This is a genomic window from Gilliamella sp. wkB18, from assembly GCF_001690875.1.
Taxonomy (GTDB): domain Bacteria; phylum Pseudomonadota; class Gammaproteobacteria; order Enterobacterales; family Orbaceae; genus Gilliamella; species Gilliamella apicola_A.
Genome location: NZ_LZHM01000067.1, coordinates 14,058 through 37,096, shown reverse-complemented (window position 1 = coordinate 37,096; position 23,039 = coordinate 14,058). Strand labels below are relative to the sequence as shown.

At 33.7% G+C, this 23,039-nt stretch carries 18 protein-coding genes, 1 CRISPR repeat array and 1 riboswitch; of the genes, 8 read left to right on the top strand and 10 right to left on the bottom strand.

Translation table 11 applies throughout. From position 1 onward, the window contains the following. Nucleotides 1-32 precede the first annotated feature (32 nt). The 3 genes from thiQ to thiB are packed head-to-tail and all read right to left on the bottom strand — an operon-like array spanning nucleotide 33 to nucleotide 3,319. Nucleotides 33-737: a thiamine ABC transporter ATP-binding protein ThiQ gene (gene thiQ / locus A9G48_RS06910; protein WP_034946457.1), complete on the bottom strand. Its 705-nt coding sequence runs from the start codon at nucleotides 735-737 to the stop codon at nucleotides 33-35. Continuing rightward, nucleotides 724-2,307: a thiamine/thiamine pyrophosphate ABC transporter permease gene (thiP, locus tag A9G48_RS06905; RefSeq protein ID WP_065575999.1), complete on the bottom strand. Its 1,584-nt coding sequence runs from the start codon at nucleotides 2,305-2,307 to the stop codon at nucleotides 724-726. The genes thiQ and thiP overlap by 14 nt, the downstream gene beginning before the upstream one ends. A gap of 16 nt (nucleotides 2,308-2,323) precedes the next feature. Next, nucleotides 2,324-3,319, bottom strand: a complete 996-nt coding sequence (thiB, locus tag A9G48_RS06900) for a thiamine ABC transporter substrate binding subunit (protein ID WP_034946460.1) — start codon at nucleotides 3,317-3,319, stop codon at nucleotides 2,324-2,326. Between the two features lie 39 nt (nucleotides 3,320-3,358). Next, nucleotides 3,359-3,466, bottom strand: a riboswitch (TPP riboswitch). A gap of 667 nt (nucleotides 3,467-4,133) precedes the next feature. Here thiB and argS point away from each other — a divergent pair. Both argS and A9G48_RS06890 read left to right on the top strand, forming a co-directional pair. Then, nucleotides 4,134-5,867 (top strand): arginine--tRNA ligase, encoded by a 1,734-nt coding sequence (argS, locus tag A9G48_RS06895; protein WP_065575993.1) that lies wholly within the window; start codon nucleotides 4,134-4,136, stop codon nucleotides 5,865-5,867. A gap of 684 nt (nucleotides 5,868-6,551) precedes the next feature. Then, complete coding sequence (locus A9G48_RS06890; protein ID WP_202807451.1) at nucleotides 6,552-7,568, top strand: amidohydrolase family protein; 1,017 nt, start codon at nucleotides 6,552-6,554, stop codon at nucleotides 7,566-7,568. A gap of 173 nt (nucleotides 7,569-7,741) precedes the next feature. Here the strand turns inward: A9G48_RS06890 and guaB are convergent, their stop codons facing one another. Then, the gene (gene guaB / locus A9G48_RS06885) at nucleotides 7,742-9,208 is read right to left on the bottom strand and encodes an IMP dehydrogenase (RefSeq protein WP_034946466.1); all 1,467 of its coding nucleotides are present in this window, start codon (nucleotides 9,206-9,208) and stop codon (nucleotides 7,742-7,744) included. Nucleotides 9,209-9,653: 445 nt separating this feature from the next. Further along, nucleotides 9,654-10,358 carry a bifunctional 2-polyprenyl-6-hydroxyphenol methylase/3-demethylubiquinol 3-O-methyltransferase UbiG gene (ubiG, locus tag A9G48_RS06880; RefSeq protein ID WP_034946470.1) on the bottom strand — a complete coding sequence of 235 codons (705 nt, stop codon included), beginning with the start codon at nucleotides 10,356-10,358 and terminating at the stop codon, nucleotides 9,654-9,656. Nucleotides 10,359-10,676: 318 nt separating this feature from the next. Here ubiG and A9G48_RS06875 point away from each other — a divergent pair, with 318 nt between their 5' ends. The 4 genes from A9G48_RS06875 to A9G48_RS06860 all read left to right on the top strand — a co-directional run bounded on the left by A9G48_RS06875 (nucleotide 10,677) and on the right by A9G48_RS06860 (nucleotide 16,061). After that, a complete protein-coding gene (locus A9G48_RS06875) occupies nucleotides 10,677-12,038 on the top strand; it encodes a sodium-dependent transporter (protein WP_202807452.1) in 1,362 nt (453 codons plus the stop codon). A gap of 289 nt (nucleotides 12,039-12,327) precedes the next feature. Then, nucleotides 12,328-14,202 carry a molecular chaperone HtpG gene (gene htpG / locus A9G48_RS06870; RefSeq protein WP_034946473.1) on the top strand — a complete coding sequence of 625 codons (1,875 nt, stop codon included), beginning with the start codon at nucleotides 12,328-12,330 and terminating at the stop codon, nucleotides 14,200-14,202. A gap of 409 nt (nucleotides 14,203-14,611) precedes the next feature. Then, nucleotides 14,612-15,373 (top strand): histidine phosphatase family protein, encoded by a 762-nt coding sequence (locus A9G48_RS06865; protein ID WP_051825283.1) that lies wholly within the window; start codon nucleotides 14,612-14,614, stop codon nucleotides 15,371-15,373. Between the two features lie 148 nt (nucleotides 15,374-15,521). Continuing rightward, complete coding sequence (locus A9G48_RS06860; RefSeq protein WP_034946476.1) at nucleotides 15,522-16,061, top strand: methylated-DNA--[protein]-cysteine S-methyltransferase; 540 nt, start codon at nucleotides 15,522-15,524, stop codon at nucleotides 16,059-16,061. A gap of 392 nt (nucleotides 16,062-16,453) precedes the next feature. Beyond that, a CRISPR array of direct repeats spans nucleotides 16,454-17,031; the repeat unit is 29 nt; unit sequence GTGTTCCCTGTATACACAGGGATAAACCG. A 486-nt stretch (nucleotides 17,032-17,517) separates the two neighbouring features. Here A9G48_RS06860 and A9G48_RS11210 read toward each other — a convergent pair. Beyond that, nucleotides 17,518-17,856: a nitrous oxide-stimulated promoter family protein gene (locus tag A9G48_RS11210; RefSeq protein ID WP_080715902.1), complete on the bottom strand. Its 339-nt coding sequence runs from the start codon at nucleotides 17,854-17,856 to the stop codon at nucleotides 17,518-17,520. A 70-nt stretch (nucleotides 17,857-17,926) separates the two neighbouring features. Between A9G48_RS11210 and A9G48_RS06855 the strand changes: the two genes are divergently transcribed. Next, entirely contained in the window at nucleotides 17,927-18,760 is an 834-nt protein-coding gene (locus A9G48_RS06855; protein ID WP_034946480.1) for a shikimate 5-dehydrogenase, read from the top strand. Nucleotides 18,761-18,805: 45 nt separating this feature from the next. Here the strand turns inward: A9G48_RS06855 and ycaO are convergent, their stop codons facing one another. Further along, nucleotides 18,806-20,575, bottom strand: coding sequence for a 30S ribosomal protein S12 methylthiotransferase accessory factor YcaO (ycaO, locus tag A9G48_RS06850; RefSeq protein WP_065574149.1), 1,770 nt, complete (start codon nucleotides 20,573-20,575; stop codon nucleotides 18,806-18,808). A gap of 120 nt (nucleotides 20,576-20,695) precedes the next feature. Here ycaO and A9G48_RS06845 point away from each other — a divergent pair, with 120 nt between their 5' ends. Next, nucleotides 20,696-20,992, top strand: coding sequence for a DUF4282 domain-containing protein (locus A9G48_RS06845; protein WP_065569601.1), 297 nt, complete (start codon nucleotides 20,696-20,698; stop codon nucleotides 20,990-20,992). A gap of 35 nt (nucleotides 20,993-21,027) precedes the next feature. Here A9G48_RS06845 and tsaD read toward each other — a convergent pair whose 3' ends face one another. The 3 genes from tsaD to A9G48_RS06830 are packed head-to-tail and all read right to left on the bottom strand — an operon-like array spanning nucleotide 21,028 to nucleotide 23,037. After that, nucleotides 21,028-22,050, bottom strand: coding sequence for a tRNA (adenosine(37)-N6)-threonylcarbamoyltransferase complex transferase subunit TsaD (tsaD, locus tag A9G48_RS06840; RefSeq protein ID WP_034946486.1), 1,023 nt, complete (start codon nucleotides 22,048-22,050; stop codon nucleotides 21,028-21,030). After that, complete coding sequence (gene yacG / locus A9G48_RS06835) at nucleotides 22,050-22,268, bottom strand: DNA gyrase inhibitor YacG (RefSeq protein ID WP_034946489.1); 219 nt, start codon at nucleotides 22,266-22,268, stop codon at nucleotides 22,050-22,052. The genes tsaD and yacG overlap by 1 nt, the downstream gene beginning before the upstream one ends. 31 nt (nucleotides 22,269-22,299) lie before the next feature. Beyond that, the gene (locus A9G48_RS06830; protein ID WP_034946491.1) at nucleotides 22,300-23,037 is read right to left on the bottom strand and encodes a cell division protein ZapD; all 738 of its coding nucleotides are present in this window, start codon (nucleotides 23,035-23,037) and stop codon (nucleotides 22,300-22,302) included. Nucleotides 23,038-23,039 lie beyond the last annotated feature (2 nt).

The window sequence follows — 23,039 nt, the reverse complement described above, 5'->3', positions numbered from 1 at the left end:
GAATAATCTCGATGAATGTTAAATTTTATGAATTAGTAAACATTTAACCCTAATATTTTCGCTGTGAGGCTATTTTCTGGTTGATTTAACTGTTTAGGTGGACCATTAAAAATAGTATTCCCTTTATTTACTACTAAACAACGTGAAAAGTAATTCAAAGTGTCATCAAGATAATGTGACACCATCATTAATGTTAATCCAAACTCATCACAAATTTTATCGACCAATGCTAGCATTTCAAAACGTAAAGCTTGATCAAGAGCAGAAAAAGGTTCATCTAATAATAAAATAGGACGATGTTGAATTAGGCAACGGGCAAGCGCAACACGTTGATATTGTCCACCAGAAAGTTTATCAGGATAACGATCCCCTAAATTATCTAAACCAACATTCGCTAAAATATCATTAACTTGCTTTTTTTCAGATGTGCTTAATTTTAATGATGGCTTTATACCTAAACCAACATTTTGTTTAACCGTTAAGTGGCTAAATAAATTATTATGTTGAAATAGCATCGAAACAGGTCTTTTATTGGGTAAAATTTTGGTAAAATCTTGATGATTTAATATTACTTTACCTGAATTAGGTAATAAGAATCCTGCAATTAAATTTAATAAAGTCGTTTTGCCTGAGCCACTTGGTCCAACCACTACAACTCGCTCTTTTGTAGTAATTTTTACATCAAAATCTATTTTAAAATCATCATAATGATAATTAACTTGATTAAGTTCGATCATAATCCATCACAATTAATAAACTAAACGATAAAGTTAATAATACTGCAGCTGTAACCATACTTTCATGATAATGATAATGGGAGATTTGTTCATATAAATAGTAAGGTAGAGTAGTTACTGACTGCCCTCCAAATAATGCAATAATACCAAAATCACCTAATGACAAAATACCTGAAAAGGCGAAACTCATAATAATGATTTTTTTTAATGCCTTATATTCGACGATATAAAAATGCCTAAAACCATTAATATTAAGAGATTGGCTCAATTGCCAATAACGCAATGTGACCTCATACATAGGTATTGCAAGGTTTTTTAATACAAAAGGCAATGCCATTAAGGCATTACATAACATCATTAATATACAAATAAATACACGGTTATCTGCATATTTAAATAGCAATAAAAACAATCCTGAAGATAATACCATACTAGGAATAGCTAAAATTAATGATCCAACAAGCATTAACTGATTACTCCATTTAATCTGATGATTAATGATCAATCTGCTATTAGTCCATAAAATTAATAAAGCAAGCACTATAGCGATCATAGCAGCACCTAAGGCAATTAAAAGCGAAAATAAGGTAGCTTGTTTAAAAGCCGTATTTAATAGTGATAAGTCAAAAAAACGGCTTCCTTCAATAACTATATTTATTAATGGTAAAAAAATAAATAATCCACCAACTAAAATGATGACAGCACTAAAAAACTTTAAATAATTAGAAACCGATAAATGATAATTTTGCTTATTAAAATCAATAGTTACATTTTGATTATCTTTATTTTTATGAAGTATTTTCTGGGTCAGCCATAAAAAACTGATACAGCATATTAGCTGTATACCGGCAAATAAAACAGCTTGTAGCAGTTCAAACTCTCGAATAGATTGATAAATTGCCACTTCAATAGTGGTATATTTAGGCCCTCCACCCAGCGCAAGCACTATAGCAAAACTAGAGAAACACAGCATAAAAATTAATGCAGCCATAGGAAATAATTGACATCGCAATAAAGGCCATTCAATCAATTTAAAATAGGTAATACTTGAAAAATTCAATTGCGCAGCCAATCGCTTATGTTCAACAGGAACAAGGCTTAATGTTTGATAAAACAAACGACAAGCATACGGAAAATTAAGAAATACATGAGCTAGCAAAATTCCTTTTAACCCATAAATTGACCACCCAGAAAATGATATACCAAAATATTTTAAAATAGAGGCTAATAACCCCTGTTGACCATAAATTGACAAAAGACCAGTTACAACTACTAACGAAGGCAATATAAAAGTGATAGGCATTAAACGCAATAATAGGTGCTTACAAAAGAAATCAACCATTGATAATGCTTTTGCCATTAATAGAGCTAATAGGATTGACAATATAGTAGATAATACCGCTTGAAATACCGTTATCCCAATTACATGCAATAAATAACTATCGAAATAAATATTAAAATCATTCGACTCAATAGCCGCTTGACAAAGTGCAAATAATGCCGCACCTAATACAATTAAAATTATACTTGCCGAACTAATACCAGGCAGCAATGTTTTAAATTTCAACATTCTTTTTAATTGCTTACTAGTTGCTAATAGCTGATTGCCATTCACGTATCCACATTTTTTGATTTTGTTCAACTCGTTTTGAATCAAACTCAAGAACTTTATTCACTGATTGGATTTGTTGAAAAGCTTCAGGTAGCTGTGTATTTATTATCGGATACATAACATTTTTTTCGGCAAATTGGCGCTGAACTTCTGGTGTTAATAAATATTGTAAAAAACGACGTGCAAGTTCCGTTTTCTGAGTATATTTGACGATCCCGGCAACTTCAACTTGACGATAATGTCCTTCATCAAAAATAGCAGCTTCATAATGATCATCATTATCATTTATAATATGTGCAACTGGTGAAGTACTATAGCTTAGCACAAAATCTGCTTCCCCTTTTAAAAACAGGCCATAAGCCTCACTCCAACCTTTCGTTACCGTTACTGTATTTTTAGCAATTTTTTCCCAAACAGTAACTGCCTTATCACCATATATATATTTCACCCAAAATAGTAATCCTAATCCAGGCGTACTAGTCCTTGGATCTTGATAAATGATTTTCCAATTGGCTTTATTATATACTAGGTCATGAAAACTATGTGGAGGATTGTTAATTTTTTCTTTGTTATAAATGAAAGCAAAATAACCAAAATCATAAGGGATAAAATCAATATCCCACCAATCTGTATTAATATTATCAGGTCTTTTAATTTGATGAGGAATAACAATATTAGCAAGCTTTGCTTGTTCTAACAAATTATTATCTAAACCTAAAACTACATCAGCTTTGGTATTATTTCCTTCAAGACGAATACGATTTAAAATTGATACACCGTCACCCAATGTGACAATATTTAGTTGGCATTCGCACTGCGTTTCGAAACCTTTTTTTATAGCTTCACCTGGTCCCCATTCTGACATAAATGAACCGTAGCTATAAATGGTTAAAATCGGCTTTGCAAATACAGGATTAACAAGAAAAAATGCCCCAAATAGCATAAAAAACAAAAGATTCTTACAAAGCATTTTGCCTCCAGAAGCCAAATAAAAGACAAAAGGTTTGAGCAGACATAATAACTCAAATCCCTCCGCTGGTATAATCCAGTTCAGGTTCGGCGGGTTATGTCGATATAAAGGACATTCTCAGCCATTTAGGCACCCCGTTGAGAACATCGATTAGTTTAGTGTTTCCAAGAAGAATTGTAAATAGTTGATGCAAATATAAAAAAGTTAGTATAAAGGAAAACTTATCAACGAAGAATAAATAAAAATATTACTTACAAAAATCATATAACAGCAGAAAATATATAAATGATAATTAATCGCTATAAACCTGAGCCCTATCAAGTTCAGAAGCACATATAATGATAATGTAGGTAAATAGCTTCTATCCATATGCTTATAACCCCCAAGGATTTTATCTTAAATTTAAAACAATTAATGATCAGTGCAGATATCCTTATTACTTTACCAATACTAAACTCTAACAATAAAAATTATTTGTTCAATTCATTGAACAAACCGAAAATCTATATGAATTTCCCCTTTTCTCAAAAGGTAACTATTAACCTTCTAGATCCTAAAACTATACCAGGAAGTGAATTACTCGATCACATAATACAACGTCATTACCGACAATAATTATTAATACTTCCACTACATTTCAAGAAAACAAATTGAAAGAATTTGTAAATTCCACAAAATCACTTTTAGTGAAAAAACATGAAAAATATTGGCAAACCCTAGTTAAACGAAAGAAAAGCGCTTAATCCGATAAGTGACAATTCATTACTTTGTCGGTATTATATTTAGCATTTTATGATGATTAATTAGGTTTAGTGTGAATATTCAACAATTACTAACACAACGTGTTTTGCAAGCTATGATCATGGCAGGTGCAGACAAGAACAGCGACGCATTAATTAAACAATCTACTAAAGTTCAATTTGGCGATTATCAAGCTAATGGCATTATGTCTGTTGCTAAAAAAATGGGAATCCCTCCTCGCGAACTTGCTCAGACGGTTTTACAGCATCTTGATGTTGATGATATCGCCGAAAAAATTGAAATTGCAGGTCCAGGTTTTATTAATATCTTTTTAAAAAATAGTTGGATTGCAGAGCAAAATGAAACTGCACTAAACTGTGACAAACTTAATATCACTTTACCAACAAAACCTCAAACAATTGTAGTTGATTATTCAGCACCTAATGTTGCTAAAGAAATGCACGTGGGACATTTACGATCAACCATTATTGGTGATGCAACGGTAAGAGTATTGAGCTTTTTAGGTCACAATGTCATTCGTGCTAATCATGTTGGTGATTGGGGAACGCAATTTGGTATGTTAATTGCGTATCTTGAAAAGATGCAAAATGAACATGCCAATGATATGGATCTTTCAGATTTAGAGTCATTCTATCGCGCCGCTAAAAAACATTATGACGAAGACGAAGTATTTGCCGAAAAAGCTCGTAATTATGTAGTGAAATTACAAGGTGGCGATGAATATTGTCGTGATATGTGGCGCAAGCTAGTTGATATTACCATGACGCAAAATATTGCCACTTATAAACGTTTAAATGTTACGTTATCGCTTGAAGACACCATGGGTGAGAGCATTTATAACAGCATGCTACCTAATATTGTTGCCGATTTAAAACAGAAAGGGCTTGCGGTTGAAAGTGAAGGGGCGATTGTTGTTTTTCTTGATGAGTATAAAAACAAAGAAGGCGAACCGATGGGTGTTATCATCCAAAAACGTGATGGTGGCTACCTTTATGCAACAACCGATATTGCTTGTGCTAAATACCGTTACGAAACGTTACATGCCGATCGTATTCTTTATTATACTGATTCCCGCCAACATCAACATTTAGAGCAAGTTTGGGCTATTGTTCACAAAGCTAAGTATGTACCAGAATCATTAAAGCTTGAACACCATATGTTTGGTATGATGTTAGGTAAAGATGGTAAGCCGTTTAAAACCCGTTCTGGCGATACTGTTAAATTAAATGATTTACTAGATGAAGCGTGTGAACGCGCAACAACTTTAATTCGTAACAAAAATCCAGATCTTTCTGAAAGTGAGCTTGCAAAAATTGTCGATGCGGTGGCTATTGGTGCAGTTAAATATGCTGATCTTTCTAAAAATCGGACTACTGATTATGTTTTTGATTGGGATAATATGTTGTCATTTGAAGGCAATACTGCTCCTTATTTGCAATATGCTTATACTCGTGTGTTATCAATTTTTAAAAAGTCCAATATCTCCGAAGATAGCTTAACGGCTAATATTAGTTTAGAATCTGATAAAGAGCGTGCTTTAGCAACTCGTTTAATTCAATTTGATGAAACTATTTCAATCGTGGCAAATGAAGGTACACCGCATGTGCTTTGTGCTTATCTTTATGAAATTGCGACGCTATTTTCAAGTTTTTATGAAAACTGCCCTATTTTGGCGGCAGAAAATGAGAGCTTGAAACAAAGTCGCTTAAAATTAGCTTCGTTGACGGCTAAAACACTTAAAATTGGTCTTGATATGTTGGGCATCAAAACAGTTGACAAAATGTAGTTGAATAATTCACCAATGCTACTGCATTGGTGAATTGTAGTACGAACGACTTAATTTGTTCAAAGATTAACATGAATTTGTTGATAAATCGTCATTAAAACAAATTAATACCGTTAATACTTATATTCATAACAATTATAAGCATTTAGTTATAACCGCATTCCCCCGTTATTTGAATCACTCACTTTTTAACGTGCTATTTCCCAAACAATAATCAGTGTTAAAATAAATCGATAATTTCTTATTTAAATATCCTACGTTATTATTCATATCTATTATTTAATTAGGCATTCAAATATCAAGGAAATTTAAAATGTCTCGATTTTTTTACAATTTATTATTCATATTAAACAGTAAGTTAACTATAAAAAACTTTCTTATACCAATGATAATGATCATAAAATACTATTCCTATCATAATTAGTCTAAAAAATAATACTTTAACTATATCATTTATTTATATATTTTATAGATTATAGCTCTTGCTATTAAAAATATTTTGGTTAGAATTTCTTCAATTTTTGATCGCCTAGGTATAAGCACAATGAATGATTACAGCTTTACAAGTTTAATCAATAAAATTATTAATGTTACATTTAATCCTCCTTTTTGGAGGATTTTTTTTACCTATTGCGCTCGATTTTAGCAACTTCATTTAGAATGATTGAATTATAGAGGCAGATTATGATTGAACATAAAAACATGCTATTAACGACAAAAGACCAAAGTTTAAAAGCCTATTTAATGCATAAAATTAAGCAAAACGGCGGTTGGATTAATGCACATATGCATGCGGATCGTGCTTTTACTATTTCGGTTGATAGTTTTGATGTCTATCAAAAACAGACTTTAATTGAAAAATGGGATACGCTCGATAAAGTCAAAGCAACGATGAGCGAAAATGATTACTATCGTCATTTTAGTATGGCAGTTGAACGTATGATTGAGCAAGGCGTAAGTGCTATGGGATCGTTTGTTGATATTGATCCAATCACCGAAGAACGTGCAATCAGAGGAGCACTCCGTGCACGTGAAACCTATAAAAATGACATAACCATAAAACTAATTAATCAAACACTTAAAGGTGTTATCGATAAAGAAGCTCGTTATTGGTTCGATAAAGGCGCCGATTTAGTTGATATTATTGGCGGTTTACCACGTCGAGATGAACGTGATCATGGTGAAGGAATGGGGCTTAAGCACCTTGATGTATTAATGCAAACGGGTAAATCATTAGGCAAAATGGTTCATGTTCATGTTGATCAATTTAATTCTCAAGATGAAATCGAAACCGAGCAACTAACTGATAAAACTCTAGAACATGGTATGCAAGGACATGTAGTAGCTATTCATAGTATTTCAATCACAGCCCACAGTTTAGAATATCGTCAAAGGCTTTATAAAAAAATGAAAGAAGCTAAAATGATGGTTATTGCTTGTCCTTTTGCATGGATAGATAGCCCTCGCCGTGAAGAACAAGGCCCTACTCGTAACTCATTAACCCCTGTTGATGAACTGGCTGCTGCTGGTATTCCTGTTGCTATTGGCACGGATAATGTTAGTGATTATATGTTACCATTTTCAACGGGTAATATGTGGGAAGAACTTAAATTGCTAGTAACAGGATGCCGTTATACCGATCTTGATAATGTCGTTAAGGTTGCTACTAAAAATGGCCGTTTGGTACTTGGTATAGATTAATTGTAAATAAAAGAGTTACCCCTAAATGTTATAGACATTATAAGGTTAAACTAATACACATAACAAAAAACCCCAACTGAGCAGTATCGGCTGCATTTGTTGGGATTTTAAATAAGTATAATCAACTAATTTACTTTGGTTCTTATATCACTATAGTAGAGAACAGCATACTATTAAGAACCAGCACGATAATTAGGTGGCTCTTTAGTAATAAGCACATCATGAACATGGCTTTCTTTCATTCCTGCGCCAGTAATGCGATAAAACTTAGATTTAGTACGTAATTCTTCAATCGTTAAACAACCGGTTAACCCCATACATGAACGTAAACCACCCATTTGTTGATGAATAATCTCTTTTAATAATCCTTTATAAGCAATACGCCCTTCAATTCCTTCTGGCACTAATTTATCCGCAGCATTATCAGATTGGAAATAACGATCAGAAGAGCCTTTTGCCATAGCACCTAATGAGCCCATACCACGATAAGACTTATAAGCACGACCTTGGAATAATTCAATTTCACCTGGTGCTTCTTCGGTTCCTGCAAACATTGAGCCAACCATTACACAGGAAGCCCCTGCAGCAATTGCTTTTGCAATATCACCTGAAAAACGAACTCCACCATCAGCAATAACTGGAATATTATATCTTTGAGCTATTTCAACGGCATCCATAATCGCACTAATTTGTGGCACCCCTACACCTGTCACAATACGCGTTGTACAGATAGAGCCAGGACCAATACCAACTTTAACCGCGTTAACTCCAGCATCAATAAGCGCTTTTGCACCTTCTGCAGTCGCTACATTGCCACCGATAATTTGTAAATCAGGATAAGCTTGTCTTGCCTGGCGAATACGCTGTAATACTCCTTCTGAATGCCCGTGTGATGAATCAATCAACAAAACATCTATCCCGGCCTCAATTAAAGCAGCAATACGTTCTTCATTACCTGCACCCGCACCAACTGCAGCACCAACACGCAACCTTCCTTTTTCATCTTTACAAGCATTTGGTTTTTGTTCGGCTTTATTATAATCTTTAACGGTTATCATTCCTTTTAAATGGAATTTTGAATCGACTACCAATACTTTTTCGACACGGTGTTCGTGCATTTTTTGTAGTACAATGTCTCGTTTTTCACCTTCTTTAACGGTTACTAACCTCTCTTTAGGCGTCATCACCGCAGTAACTGGTAGTGATAAATCTGTAGCGAATCGAACATCTCGAGCAGTAATAATTCCGACTAATTCTTGTGTTTGAGTAACCACAGGAAAACCGGCAAAACCATACTCCTTAGCTAAATCAATAACTTGTTTTATTGTGGCAGTAGGTAATACAGATACAGGATCTTGAACTATCCCACTTTCGTACTTTTTAACACGCCTTACATGATTTGCTTGATGTTCAATCGACATATTTTTATGAATAAAACCAATACCTCCTTCTTGCGCAAGCGCAATAGCAAGATCTGATTCAGTTACCGTATCCATTGCGGCAGACAGCATTGGAATATTTAATTTGATTGTTTGAGTAAGTTGGGTACTAATATCAGCGGTATTGGGCAAAACAGTAGAGTGAGCTGGAACTAATAAAACATCATCAAACGTGAGGGCTTCTTTAACTATACGAGACATGACAATATTCACCATTGAGTTAAATTGTTGATAAAATATTGCCGATGCATTCTACTTGCTTTTCTAGTAAAAGGCTAGAAGCATTTTATTTTAGGTTGATAGTTTTTTATTTTGTTAGAAAAATAGAATTTGGTTTTATAATATTTTACATAAATGATTTACCGATAAACTGTCTACTTTTCAACCTAAATAAATTTATACCTTCGTATTTTTTATAACCCAAATTAGTCAAAAATACATTGTAATCTATGATCACAATGTCAAATACACCTCATTTTGGTTAAGTACTTTTTATTGCGCTATAGATACAACCTGTATTAGATTACTAATTTAAAAAAAGTGTTAACTATAATATTAATGATAGAGAAAATTTTAAAGACATAAACATAAGTGGCATCACTTATTCGCTCATCGCATCATTAGAAGTAAAATCACATTTTTAAAATCAATCCATTTTTTGAGCCATAAGAATATAATTTACATCAATATTGGCACCTAATTTAAACTGGTTTTTTAATAAATGGTATTCCATACCAATCACATCGCCAGTACTAAGCCCGGCTTGCTCTACCCAAGTCATAAGCTCAGAAGGTCTAATAAATCGGTTAAAATCATGTGTACCTTTAGGTACAAGCCGAGCAATATATTCTGCGCCATAAATTAACAGTAGCTTGGCTTTGTGATTGCGATTAATTGTTGATAAAAACAATTTACCATTAGGCTTAAGTAATTTAGCACATGCCCGAATAATCGAAAGAGGGTCTGGTACATGTTCTAATAGTTCCATACAGGTAATTACATCATAGTGCTCTGGGTATTGCTTGGCGTGTTCTTCAACAGTCTGCTTTTTATAATCAATTGATAGACCACCCAACTTAGCATGTGATCTTGCAACGTCTAATGACACATCAGCCAAATCGATAGCTGTAACTTTAGCTCCTAACTTAGCTAAACTTTCCGATAAAATCCCCCCACCACAACCAACATCTAAAACCAATTGATTCTCAATAGAAGCACATTGTTGTTTAACATAATCAACGCGTAATGGGTTAATAATGTGTAATGGCTTACATTTGCCATTAGGATCCCACCATTCAGAAGCTAATTGAGAAAACTTATCTATCTCATTAATATCGACATTTTGTGACATGGACTCTCTTTTTATTTATAAATATTCTTAATAAAGAAACATTTTATGCTATACCTATTATTAATAAAAGGACTAAATAACATATTTGCAGAACTAATAATTCAAGTAATAATATAATGGCAAAGCCAATTTGTTTATCAAATCTTGTTATAATTTTATCTTTAAATTAATTATTTATATTAATAATTTTAATGATTTCTTGTTTCACCCATTATTTCATGGCATGATTTACGACGCTGAAAGATTTTAATAAAGTCATGGTTAGGCGTTTGCCTAAATTAAAATGAAACAATAATTGAAGAAATCAAAGGAAAATTCATGAGTACAGGAACTATGAAAAAAAGTCATTCACAGTGGAGCTCCCGCATGGGATTCATGCTTGCAGCAGCCGGCTCTGCTGTTGGATTAGGTAACATTTGGAAATTTCCCTATATGGCTGGTGAAATGGGTGGCTCTGCATTTGTGCTCACTTATTTACTTTTCATGTTTATGATAGGACTACCCATTTTAGTGTTAGAATGGTTAATCGGTCGTCGTGGACAAAAAAACCCAATTCACACAATGGAAGATGTCGCTGTTTCAGAAGGTCGTTCTAAGTCATGGCGTTGGGTTGGCATTATCGGCGTACTTGGTTCATTTCTAATCTTATCTTTTTATAGTGTAATTGGTGGTTGGGCAACTGATTACATTGTTTTAGCTGCAAAAGGTTCATTTGAAGGAGTTACTGGCGAAAAAACAGACCAAATATTCACTGATTTTCTTAGTAATGTGAATAGTCTATTAACATGGCACACTGTATTTATGTTTGCAACTGCATTTATTGTTGCATTGGGTGTTGGCGCTGGCTTAGAACGCGGGTGTAAAATCATGATGCCTGGACTAGGAATCTTACTACTTGTTTTAGTTGGTTACGCAGCTTATGCAAGTGGTCCATATTTTTGGGTAGCATGTAAATTCTTATTTTCACCAAATTGGTTAGCCTTAAATAGCACAGCTATTTTAGCCGCATTAGGTCATGCATTTTTTAGTTTATCCTTAGGCATGGGAATCATGATGGCATACGGCTCGTATCTCGGACAAGACGTCAACTTATTATCAACGGCTCGAACTGTAGTTATATTAGATGTAGTTGTTGCAGTACTTTCTGGGTTAGCTATTTTCCCATTAGTATTTGCTAATGGCTTACAAGCTGGAGCAGGTCCTGGTCTAATTTTTGTTACGCTACCAATTGCTTTTGGTAACATGACTGGCGGTTTAGTTTTAGGCATATTATTCTTTATCTTCTTAACATTTGCGGCGTTAACTTCTTCTATTTCTTTATTAGAGCCAACAGTTGAACTATTAGAAGAAAGAACACCTATGGGTCGTAAAACTGCAACCGTAGTAAGCAGCATTATCATTTGGGCATTAGGAATTGCTTGTATATTGTCGTTTAATCAATGGGCTGATGTGAAATTATTTGATAAAAATATTTTCGACTTACTTGACTATTTAACCAGCAAAATTATGTTACCTGTTACTGGGTTAGGCACTATCATTTTTGGCGCGTGGATGATGAATCAAAAACATATTCGCAATGAGCTCAACTTAAGTTCTTCATGGTTTGGAATATGGTCCATACTTACACGCTTTGTTATTCCAGTTGCAGTGGTTACTATTCTTATTTACGGATTTTTATAACACTTAAAAAGTTAATTAATGTTCAATTTAAAAGCTCTGAATTTTTCAGGGCTTTTTTAAACAAAAAACGACCAAATAGCTAATTAAATTTTTTAACCTCTATTGAAAACTGTCTTTTTATTCCCATATAGCAATACAACAATAAATCAAACTATTAAATTCATGTTATTCAATTAATATTATGTTCTATTTCATTATCATTTGTTTTTGAAACATGATTTATGAGTTACATTCCTTATCAGTAAAGCATAATTAATTGAGTTTTATATAAATTTAGAGGGACTAGTCAATGAGTAAGCAAGGTACTGAAACTCGCGGATTTCAATCTGAAGTTAAACAAATTCTACATTTAATGATCCATTCTTTATATTCTAATAAAGAGATTTTTTTAAGAGAACTTATTTCAAACGCATCTGATGCGGCCGACAAACTTCGTTTTAAAGCACTTGAAAACCCAGATCTATATGCTGGCGATAGTGAACTAGGTGTACGTATTTCAACCAACAAAGAAGCTGGCACCTTAACCATTACTGACAATGGTATTGGGATGACCCGAGATGAAGTGATTGAAAACTTGGGTACTATTGCTAAATCAGGCACCAAAGCTTTTTTAGAGTCTATTGGTAGTGATCAAGCCAAAGATAGCCAATTAATTGGTCAGTTTGGTGTAGGTTTTTATTCAGCCTTCATAGTTGCTGATAAAGTCACAGTTAGAACTCGTGCTGCCACAGCAAAAGCTGACCAAGCAGTTATGTGGGAATCAGCGGGTGAAGGTGAATACACCATATCTGACGATAATAAAGAAACTCGCGGCACCGAAATCACTTTACACTTAAAAGAAGAAGAAAAAGAATTTTTAGAAGATTGGCGTTTGCGTTCTATTATCAGCAAATATTCTGATCACATTTCACTTCCTGTTGAAGTACAAACCACTGACGAAGAAAGCAAAGAAGTCAAATGGGAAAAAATCAACAAAGCACAAGCACTTTGGACACGCAGTAAATCAGAAGTCACTGACGAAGAATATAAAGAGTTTTATAAACATTTATCACACGACTTTGCCGATCCATTAAGTTGGAGTCATAATCGCGTTGAAGGTAAACAAGAGTACACCAGCTTACTTTATATCCCATCTAAAGCACCATGGGATATGTGGAATCGCGATAATAAACACGGATTAAAACTTTATGTACAACGTGTTTTTATTATGGACGATGCTGAACAGTTTATGCCAAACTATTTACGTTTTGTAAAAGGCTTGATTGATTCAAATGATCTGCCATTAAATGTATCGCGTGAAATTTTACAAGATAATAAAATTACTCAAAACTTACGTAATGCATGTACTAAACGTGTGTTACAGATGCTTGAAAAACTTGCTAAAGATGATAAAGAACAATATCAACAATTCTGGAATGAGTTTGGTTTAGTATTAAAAGAAGGCACTGGTGAAGACTTTGCAAACCGTGAAGCCATTGCTAAATTAATTCGTTTTGCGTCAACTCACACCGATAGCGATGCACAAACAGTATCTCTAGAAGATTACATTAGCCGTATGCAAGAAGGTCAAGAAAAGATCTACTACATTACCGCAGACAGCTATGGGGCTGCTAAAAATAGCCCTCACCTAGAGCTATTCCGTAAAAAAGGAATTGAAGTATTATTATTATCTGATCGCATCGATGAATGGATGATGAGCAATTTAACGGAATTTGATGGCAAACAGTTCCAATCTATCAGTAAATCAGACGAATCGATCGAAAAACTTGCCGATCAAGATAGTGAAGAACAAAAACAAGTTGAAAAAGAACTCGAACCATTTATTGAGCGAGTAAAAACCGCATTAGGCGATAAAGTGAAAGAAGTGAAATTAACTCACCGTTTAACTGATACACCGGCAATTGTTACTACTGCTGCTGACGAAATGAGCACACAAATGGCGAAATTATTTGCTGCAGCAGGTCAAAAAGCACCAGAAATCAAATACACATTTGAAATCAATCCAGATCATAAACTGGTCAAACGTATTGCCGATACGCAAGATGAAAGCGCATTTAACGATTGGATAGAACTATTGTTAGATCAGGCTTTACTTGCTGAAAAAGGATCATTAAGCGATCCAAGCAAATTTATTCAAACCATGAATAAATTACTAGCTCAATAACAAGGTAATAGGCACTAATCATAGCCCCGAAATATTAACGTTATCGGGGCTTTTTTATATTAGTAAAAAAATCACTATATTTTTTCAAATAGCGTGATATTTATCACATTTTTTTATTTTTATTCCTCTTATTTTTTATAGTAGTTTACAATAAGTAAACATATGAAATTGGATTTAAAAAGTATAAAGTCGATTTAATCAATTCAAGCCTTATAGCCATTAAAGAATAAAAACTGAAGTTACTAAACGTTATGGGTTTATCTATATCGATCTAAATCAATATGGAACAGTCACGATTAAATCGTTATAAAAAAAGCTTCTACTGGTATGAATCCTTGATTGCATTCAAAAAAGAAATACAAAAACAATTTAAACCAATACTATTCGTTATAAAACAAGAGGAATAATTATGTCTAATTCTATAAAATTAGTAAGTTTTCTATTTATCATGCTATTTACCATATGCAATGCATTCGCAGAAGATACTTATCTTTATGTCGTTCGTCATGGTCAAACTATGTTCAATATTGCTCATAGAGCTCAAGGTTGGTCCGATACACCACTAACTAAATCTGGCATCAATGATGCCGAGCAACTAGGCCGTGGTTTAAAAGATGTTAAATTTGTGTCAGTTTATTCAAGTGATTTAGGTAGAGCAAGGCAAACAGCTCGCATCGTTTTAGAATCAAAAGGTGATCCAGTTCAAATGAACGAAATGGAAGGCTTGCGCGAAGCTTATTTCGGTCAATTTGAAGGTGATCTTGATTCTAATATGTGGACACCTGCGGCACAATATCTAGGCTATCAATCAGATAAAGAGCTAATGACTGATTTTTCGCAAGGGAAAATTAGCCTTGATAAGATGCTCAATGCTATAGCAGCAGTTGACAAATTAGGGGAAGCGGAAAATTACAAAACCATAAAAACACGTATGCAAAACTCATTAAAAACCATTGCTGAAGCGGCAAAAGCACAAGGTGGTGGAAATGTACTTATTGTATCTCACGGGCTTGCAATAATGGCTATGGTAAAAGATCTACAAGATAAACCAATTACTAGCGGATTAGGTAATGCTAGTGTGACAAAAATTCGCTATACCAACAACGGAAAATTCATTATTGAAAGTTTTGGGGATATGAGTTATATGGAAAAAGGTAAAAAAATTAATTAATCAAAAACTAAAAGTATTATTTGGTTTACAACAGTAAGCCAAATTTTACCTGATATAAAAACATTAGCATTTACATAAAATTCTAGCATTTCTTGTTATAAAAGAGCATAATTTCAAAAAATGTTCAGTCGTAAATTTAAAAGATAATATGTTTTATTCAACTAGTTACTCTTCACCTTTAGGTTTAATCACACTCGCCGGTCAAAATAACAAGCTGATTGCCGTATGGATTGAAGGTCAAAAGTATTTTGGTGATACGGTAAATGAACAACTAGAAGACAAACCAAATTTAGCTATTTTTAATGAAACTAAAAAATGGTTTGATAACTATTTTTCAGGCAAAAATCCTGCTATTAAACAACTCCCATTAGCACCTATCGGTACCCCCTTTCGCTATCAAGTTTGGGATATCTTATGCAAAATTCCTTACGGTGAAGTTACGACCTATGGTGATATAGCTAAAAAAATTGCCAAACAAAATAAGGTTAAGACCATGTCTAGCCAAGCTGTGGGCGGTGCGGTCGGTCGCAATCCTATATCAATAATTATTCCTTGCCACCGTGTAATTGGTGCAAATGGCAACTTAACAGGCTATGCTGGAGGCATTGATAAAAAAATTAAGCTACTACAAATTGAAGGCATTGATACTCAAAAATTTTATCGCCCAACTAAAGGAACAGCACTTTAAAACAAAAATATAATTCAGCAAACTATAAAGAGAAACAGTAAATATCTACTTTAGAATATTTTAGCTTTAATTGAATAATAAATATTAAATGATCGCCAGATCGGATTAATTAATATTTTTAGCATTTATACCGTTAAAATTAAAAAGTTTCTTAATTTTCAAATTGAAACAAATATTTTGATTAAAATTTTTTATTTAGATACAATAAAATTTAAATATCCTATTGAATTTAAATTAAAAATTGGTGATTTTTGGTAGAATAGCATAAATTGAATTGAGCTTGTTTTTTATTTATTAAAAATCAATAAGTTAAAAATCTTTAAAAATTCAAAAAATCTGGTAGAATTTATCGCCTACTATAACTGTAAATAAAACATATAGCTACGATTAGAGTGTTCCCTGTATACACAGGGATAAACCGCGAAAACGCCCCAAGAGGCGTATGACAATCTCGTGTTCCCTGTATACACAGGGATAAACCGTAAAAAAATATCTGACCGACAGCTGTTAAATAGTGTTCCCTGTATACACAGGGATAAACCGAATATAATTATTACAAGTACCAACTTAATATTGTGTTCCCTGTATACACAGGGATAAACCTTTAAACACTCCACTACTTTACTCGATGCTTCTGTGTTCCCTGTATACACAGGGATAAACCAGCTCGAGCAGCAAGCCCAACACGTTCGAGTGCGTGTTCCCTGTATACACAGGGATAAACCTCCATCTTTCATGATGTAGTGTGTCATTTGCTGGTGTTCCCTGTATACACAGGGATAAACCGGTATCCGTCATTTACCGGGTGATATCATTGGTGTGTTCCCTGTATACACAGGGATAAACCGCGTGATGTTGAATTGAAGGATGATTCTAATGAGTGTTCCCTGTATACACAGGGATAAACCGCTGGGAATGATTCCGGCAATAAAACGGAATATGTGTTCCCTGTATACACAGGGATAAACCGGCTTTGCACAGCTTTCCAATACCATTGTCAGCAAATGGTTAAGGTGCTAGCTTCTTTGTTGATTGGTTATGAGTTATATTAATTAAATATCACACAATGCGCTGACAACTAAAGTTAACCTGTCAAATACGAACATTTGATAATGTTCATGCCTTGTTTAGGAAAATCACAAATGATTCGAAAAACTGGACGAGCATAGAAGAGGCAATTTCCATGCGACCACTTTGTTTCTAGCATCTGCATCGAGATTGTAAAGAAGGTTCGCCAAACTCTCTGCTCAGACATTACCAAAAAATTAATTGTATTTCGCAAAAGATAAAAACGCCTCAAATCCTAACTGTACTGAAAAATTTAAAGCTTACAGCACCAAATGGTTGCCATTTTAAAACAACGCTAACTAATGCCGTTTAGAGTTTATTTCTGTATATAGAGAACACGTTAATATGGTTATGAATAAAAAAGGATGCTCCTTGATCAATAAATTAATTATTTTCTATGATTTTTACTCAGATTTTTATAAAGATGCCTAATAGCCATAATGGGATGATGAATGATCATCCTAGGTCCAGAAAAACGCATAACTTGTTTTATGTTTTGTTTGTAATCCTTTCTATAGCAGTGTTTTGGACAACGCTCACAAGTCGTTTTTTCCTCACCAAAACGGCACAATGTTAAACGTTGCATTGCATATTGTAAGAGTTCATTACATTCATCACATAACTGGTTGTACAGTGTATGATGTTTTTTATGACAATATAGATAGATCATCACACTAATAGTATGCTTTTCTCGTTGTATGTTAGGACCTGTATTATTTGCAACCATAATTTGATATACGTAAAAAAATAAAGTGTTAAAATTTAACTTATCTATATGATCACAAGGAACTATTAAAATGGCAAGAATTATTAATAAAGATACAATTGTTTGTATGTCTCTTTCTGCTAGGCCAAGCAATTTTGGTACACGCTTTCACAATTATTTATATGAAAAACTTGATTTAAATTATCTTTATAAAGCTTTCACAACCAACAATTTAAAAAATGCCATTTACGGTATTAAAGCATTAGCTATTCGCGGTTGCGCTATTTCAATGCCTTACAAAGAAGCATGCATCGAATTTATAGATGAATTAGATAATTCCGTAAAATCCATTCAATCAGTGAATACTATTGTTAATACTGATCATTATTTAAAAGCTTATAATACCGATTATATTGCAGTGGCAAAACTTATTACAGAAAATAAAATTGATAATACTACACCATTTGTACTAAAAGGTAGTGGTGGAATGGCTAATGCAGTCATTGGCGCTTTTTATGATGCTGGTTTTAAACATGGCATTATTGCAGCACGCAATCAACAAAAAGGTAATGTTTTAGCGAAACGATACGGGTATAAATGGGTAAAAGATGAACAAGAAGTATTGCCAGAACAAGCAAAATTAATCATTAATGTAACCCCAATTGGCATGCTTGGCGGTGCAGAAGCTAATGATTTAGCTTTCTCTGAAACAATGATAAATAATGCCAATATTGTTTTTGATGTAGTTGCCCTGCCCGTTGAAACACCTATGATTAAATACGCAAAAAATTTAAATAAAACGATTATATCAGGTGCAGATGTTGCTGTTATACAGGCATTAGAGCAGTTTATATTATATACAGGTGTTACTCCAAGCAAGGAATTAGTTAAGCAAGCCGGTGATTTTGCCAGATTGGTGGAATAATATTATATTCCACCGGCTTTATTCGGTGGAATATTTAAAGCGTTTTTATAACATAGCTTGATGTAATTTGTGATAGACAGCCAATAGTTTTTGGTGCATTGCAAATTGTTCTAAGTTCTGATTTGATGATTTATCTGTCGTTGCGAAATCAACCAAACCAAAAAACGTTTTCTCGCTTGTTGCATATTGCCACATCTCATCAACGCATACTTTACCATACATTTTATAAAAAGCACTTTGATAATCACTAAACTGCTTTTTATTACGTTCAAGTATAAAATTTACTAATGTTTGTAAGCAACGATAGGCATGATTGCGCTCTTTGGTAAAAATAGATTCATTCATTTCCACTGTCCAATCAATCCATTGTTTTGCCTGTTCTAAATCCTTACCTGCCAAGGCCAACATTGCTTTCAACTCACCGACTCGCAATGTTAACCATGCATTATCTTTACCAGTTGCAATACCGAGTAGTTCACGGATTCTAGCAGAATCATCTAATCCCTCTTCATCTAATTGCTCAATAATGGTAAGGTATTGTTTAGCTGAATGCTTTTTACTTGGTAGGGATAAAATCAAATCACGCAAGTGAATTGCCATATTATTATTAGCAAGGAATAAATCTTCAGGTGGATAAATTTCGGACATACCAACTGCTAAAATTCGACAAGCATAAACCCCAAGATGCTCATAATCCATAATGAGGACTTCCGTTTTGTGACGAGTAAAAATAGCCATTAAGTTATTAAATTCTTGTTCTGTTGTGCCCGAAAAATCCCAATCAACAAAATCATAATTGGACTCTTCTTTAAATAAATCCCAAGAAATTAATCCACTTGAATCAATAAAATGCGTTTCTAAATTGCTCAGTTCAGCAACCTCATCATTATTAAAGCTTGGCGGTGAAAAGACATCAAGATCTTTTAAACTGCGCCCTTGTAATAATTCAGTAACTGTTCTTTCAAGAGCTACACCAAAATTAGGGTGAGCACCAAACGAAGCATAGCAAGTACTATTTTCAGGATTAAATAACACGACACAAATGACAGGAAATTCACCGCCCAATGAAGCATCAAAACAGTAAAGTGGAAATCCTTCGTTTTCAAGTGTTGTTATAGCTGCCAAAACAGCAGGATAACGATTAATCACATCTATTGGAATAGTCGGTAAACTAATCGCTTGCGAAATTATTTTATTTTTTACATAACGTTCAAAAATTTCAGATAGAGCCTGAACGCGTGCTTCATTACGTGTATTACCTGCTGACATACCGTTTGATGCATATAAATTAGCAATGAGATTAACGGGAATATAAACTGTTTTTTGATCAGATTGTGATACAAATGGTAAAGCACAGATACCGCGTTCGATATTACTTGACTGCAAGTCTACTAAATCCGTAGCGCCTAACTCTTTATCGGGATCATAAAACTTGAGGAGTTTTTTTGATAACAAGCCTTTTGGTAATGAGTTATCATCTGGAATAGCAAACCACTTTTCAGTGGGATAATGCACAAATTCTGCATTAGCTACCTGCTTACCTAGATAAAAATCAGAAAAAAAGTAATTGGTAGACAATCGTTCAAAATATTCCCCTAATGCCGAAGCCAAAGCAGCTTTTTTCGTTGCACCTTTGCCATTAGCAAAACAGAGTGGACATGCTTTATTTTGTATGTGAACTGACCAAACATTAGGAACTGGGTTTAGCCAAGAGGCTTCCTTAACTTCTAAATTAAATTTAGTTAATTGTTGATGAAAATAATCGATCGAATCTTCAAGAGCGGCATCTTTGCCAAGAATAAAAGTTTTCATAATTTTTTAATAATTAATTATATTGATTTCTTCTAGAAAATGTTTTCTAATATAAATGGATTATTTTAAATAATCATTCTAAACTTAATTTTAATAATATACATCAAAAATATTGAGGAAGAGATGAATAATTTTAAACCATTAGATTTACTTTTTTTTAGACGTTTAATAATGCCAAGTGTGTTAACTTTCCTATATTGGTTATTGTTAGCTTTTATTGTAATCATGAATATTATTAACATGTGTTACGTGTCTTTTTTAGGTGGATTATTTGGCTTAATTGGTGGTGTTATAGCTACACGCCTTATTTTTGAATTAATGTGCGTATTTTTTAGCATTAATAGAAACTTAGAAAAACTAGTTGATTTACAATCAAACAATAGCAATAGCCCTACTAATATTGAAGATAAAAACAGTTAATCTTCTATAAGCTGATTGACTGATATATCCAACGTTTAATTGTTGGATATATCTAATGCCCATCTTGGATTAATTTCAATAGCCAACTCATTATTAACTTTTAACTTCAAGTGAATCATCCCCGCATAAGCTATCATTGCACCATTATCAGTGCAAAATGCGAGCCTAGGATAATAAGCTTGCCCATTTCTTTGTTGCATTAGACTAGAAAGTTTGTCACGTAATGAATCATTAGCGCTAACACCACCTGCAATAACTAAACGCTTATATCCTGTTTGTTCAAGAGCTCGGCGCACTTTTATTACCAAGGTATCCACAAGTGCATCTTCAAAAGCTCTAGCGATATCAGCTTTAGTTTGTGGATCAATAAGATTATCAGTTTTATTTTGATGAATAGTATTTGCAGCAGCCGTTTTAAGACCAGAAAAACTAAAATCAAGCCCAGGTCGATCGGTCATTGGTCTTGGAAAATGAAACCGAGAAGGATTCCCTTGTTTAGCTAATTGAGATAATTTTGCACCACCTGGGTAATCAAGTCCAAGTAGCTTAGCTGTTTTATCAAACGCTTCACCTGCAGCATCATCAATTGATTCACCTAATAATTTATATTGTCCAATACCAGTTACACTAAATAATTGAGTATGTCCTCCAGAGACCAATAACGCCACAAATGGAAACTTAGGAGGATTATCTTCAAGCATTGGCGCAAGCAAATGCCCTTCCATATGGTTAACCGCAATAGCAGGAACATTCCAAGCATAAGCGAGTGAACGCCCAATTGATGCACCTACCATTAAAGCACCAATTAACCCTGGTCCCGCAGTATAAGCAACACCATCAATATCCGCTGAGGTTAAATTAGCCTCTTTTAATGCAGCTTGAATTAGTGGTACTGTTTTACGAATATGATCGCGTGATGCAAGCTCAGGAACCACTCCCCCATAATCAGCATGTAATTTAATTTGTGAATATAGTTGATTAGCCATTAAACCGTGCTCATCATCATAAATCGCAACGCCTGTTTCGTCGCAAGAGGTTTCTATGCCAAGAATCTTCATTAATGCTTACCTGAAAAATCTGATGTGTTTTCGTCGCTCCAAAGATCTTGTTCTGATATATCTTTATCAGCTATACGATATTCTTCTGTTGCCCAATCACCCAAATCGATAAGTTGACAGCGTTTACTACAAAAAGGACGGTATGGACTCTTTTCTGACCACTCGACTTCTTTTTGGCAAGTTGGACATTTAACAAATGCTTTTGTTAGACTATTCATTACTATTCTTTTCAAGTTCTCTTTAAAATTATTAGCAACATGCTAGCTCAAATTCAATGGTATCTATATTAACATTTTCACAAGTTTCAAGCGGTAAAAAACGTATACTATAACGAGACATATGCCCAGAAACTTTCGGATAAACTCTTTTATCTAAAGAAACGCGGATACGGATCAAATTTACATCGCCGTTTGTTTCTTGGAAAAAGTTATTACTATAATTAAATTTCTTAAATTCACCTAATTGCCTTATTAATTGCATACAAGATGTCAAGGATTCATCCAATAAGGACAAATTTTCTAACCAATTCTTAACTTGTGCATCTCGTTTTTCTTGAGAGAGTTTAAGCCACAGATAAAAAGAAGGTATATCAAAACTACAACATCCCCCAGGAATCATTAATCGTTGTCTAATTGCCATAATAAAACGGTCATCCTTTAAAGGCTGACCTAATCTAGATATTGTATTAAATCTAATTAAAAAAGACTCTAGCTTGCTCAGTAATCCATTTAATAACTCTTGATCTACCCCATCAATATTTATCCATGCGTTAAGTTTTTGTTTTTGAGATTCAATCTCTTTTATCAAATCGCCTTTTACATCATTGCGTTCAATTATTTCAAGTAATTCTGATAATGCATGAAAAAAAAGCAATGCATTGTTTTGATTAAAATGACAATGCATATTAATCTGCTGTAACAAAAATTCAATACGTAACCAAATACGCATTTTTTCATTCAAAGGATGTTCAAAAATAATATCATTCATGC

Coding starts and splice junctions, on each gene's coding strand:
- thiQ (WP_034946457.1), bottom strand. CDS start 737: ATGATCGAACTTAATCAAGTTAATTATCATTATGATGATTTTAAAATA.
- thiP (WP_065575999.1), bottom strand. CDS start 2,307: ATGTTGAAATTTAAAACATTGCTGCCTGGTATTAGTTCGGCAAGTATA.
- thiB (WP_034946460.1), bottom strand. CDS start 3,319: ATGCTTTGTAAGAATCTTTTGTTTTTTATGCTATTTGGGGCATTTTTT.
- A9G48_RS06890 (WP_202807451.1), top strand. CDS start 6,552: ATGATTGAACATAAAAACATGCTATTAACGACAAAAGACCAAAGTTTA.
- guaB (WP_034946466.1), bottom strand. CDS start 9,208: ATGTCTCGTATAGTTAAAGAAGCCCTCACGTTTGATGATGTTTTATTA.
- ubiG (WP_034946470.1), bottom strand. CDS start 10,358: ATGTCACAAAATGTCGATATTAATGAGATAGATAAGTTTTCTCAATTA.
- A9G48_RS06875 (WP_202807452.1), top strand. CDS start 10,677: ATGAGTACAGGAACTATGAAAAAAAGTCATTCACAGTGGAGCTCCCGC.
- htpG (WP_034946473.1), top strand. CDS start 12,328: ATGAGTAAGCAAGGTACTGAAACTCGCGGATTTCAATCTGAAGTTAAA.
- A9G48_RS06865 (WP_051825283.1), top strand. CDS start 14,612: ATGTCTAATTCTATAAAATTAGTAAGTTTTCTATTTATCATGCTATTT.
- A9G48_RS06860 (WP_034946476.1), top strand. CDS start 15,522: ATGTTTTATTCAACTAGTTACTCTTCACCTTTAGGTTTAATCACACTC.
- A9G48_RS11210 (WP_080715902.1), bottom strand. CDS start 17,856: ATGGTTGCAAATAATACAGGTCCTAACATACAACGAGAAAAGCATACT.
- A9G48_RS06855 (WP_034946480.1), top strand. CDS start 17,927: ATGGCAAGAATTATTAATAAAGATACAATTGTTTGTATGTCTCTTTCT.
- A9G48_RS06845 (WP_065569601.1), top strand. CDS start 20,696: ATGAATAATTTTAAACCATTAGATTTACTTTTTTTTAGACGTTTAATA.
- tsaD (WP_034946486.1), bottom strand. CDS start 22,050: ATGAAGATTCTTGGCATAGAAACCTCTTGCGACGAAACAGGCGTTGCG.
- yacG (WP_034946489.1), bottom strand. CDS start 22,268: ATGAATAGTCTAACAAAAGCATTTGTTAAATGTCCAACTTGCCAAAAA.
- A9G48_RS06830 (WP_034946491.1), bottom strand. CDS start 23,037: ATGAATGATATTATTTTTGAACATCCTTTGAATGAAAAAATGCGTATT.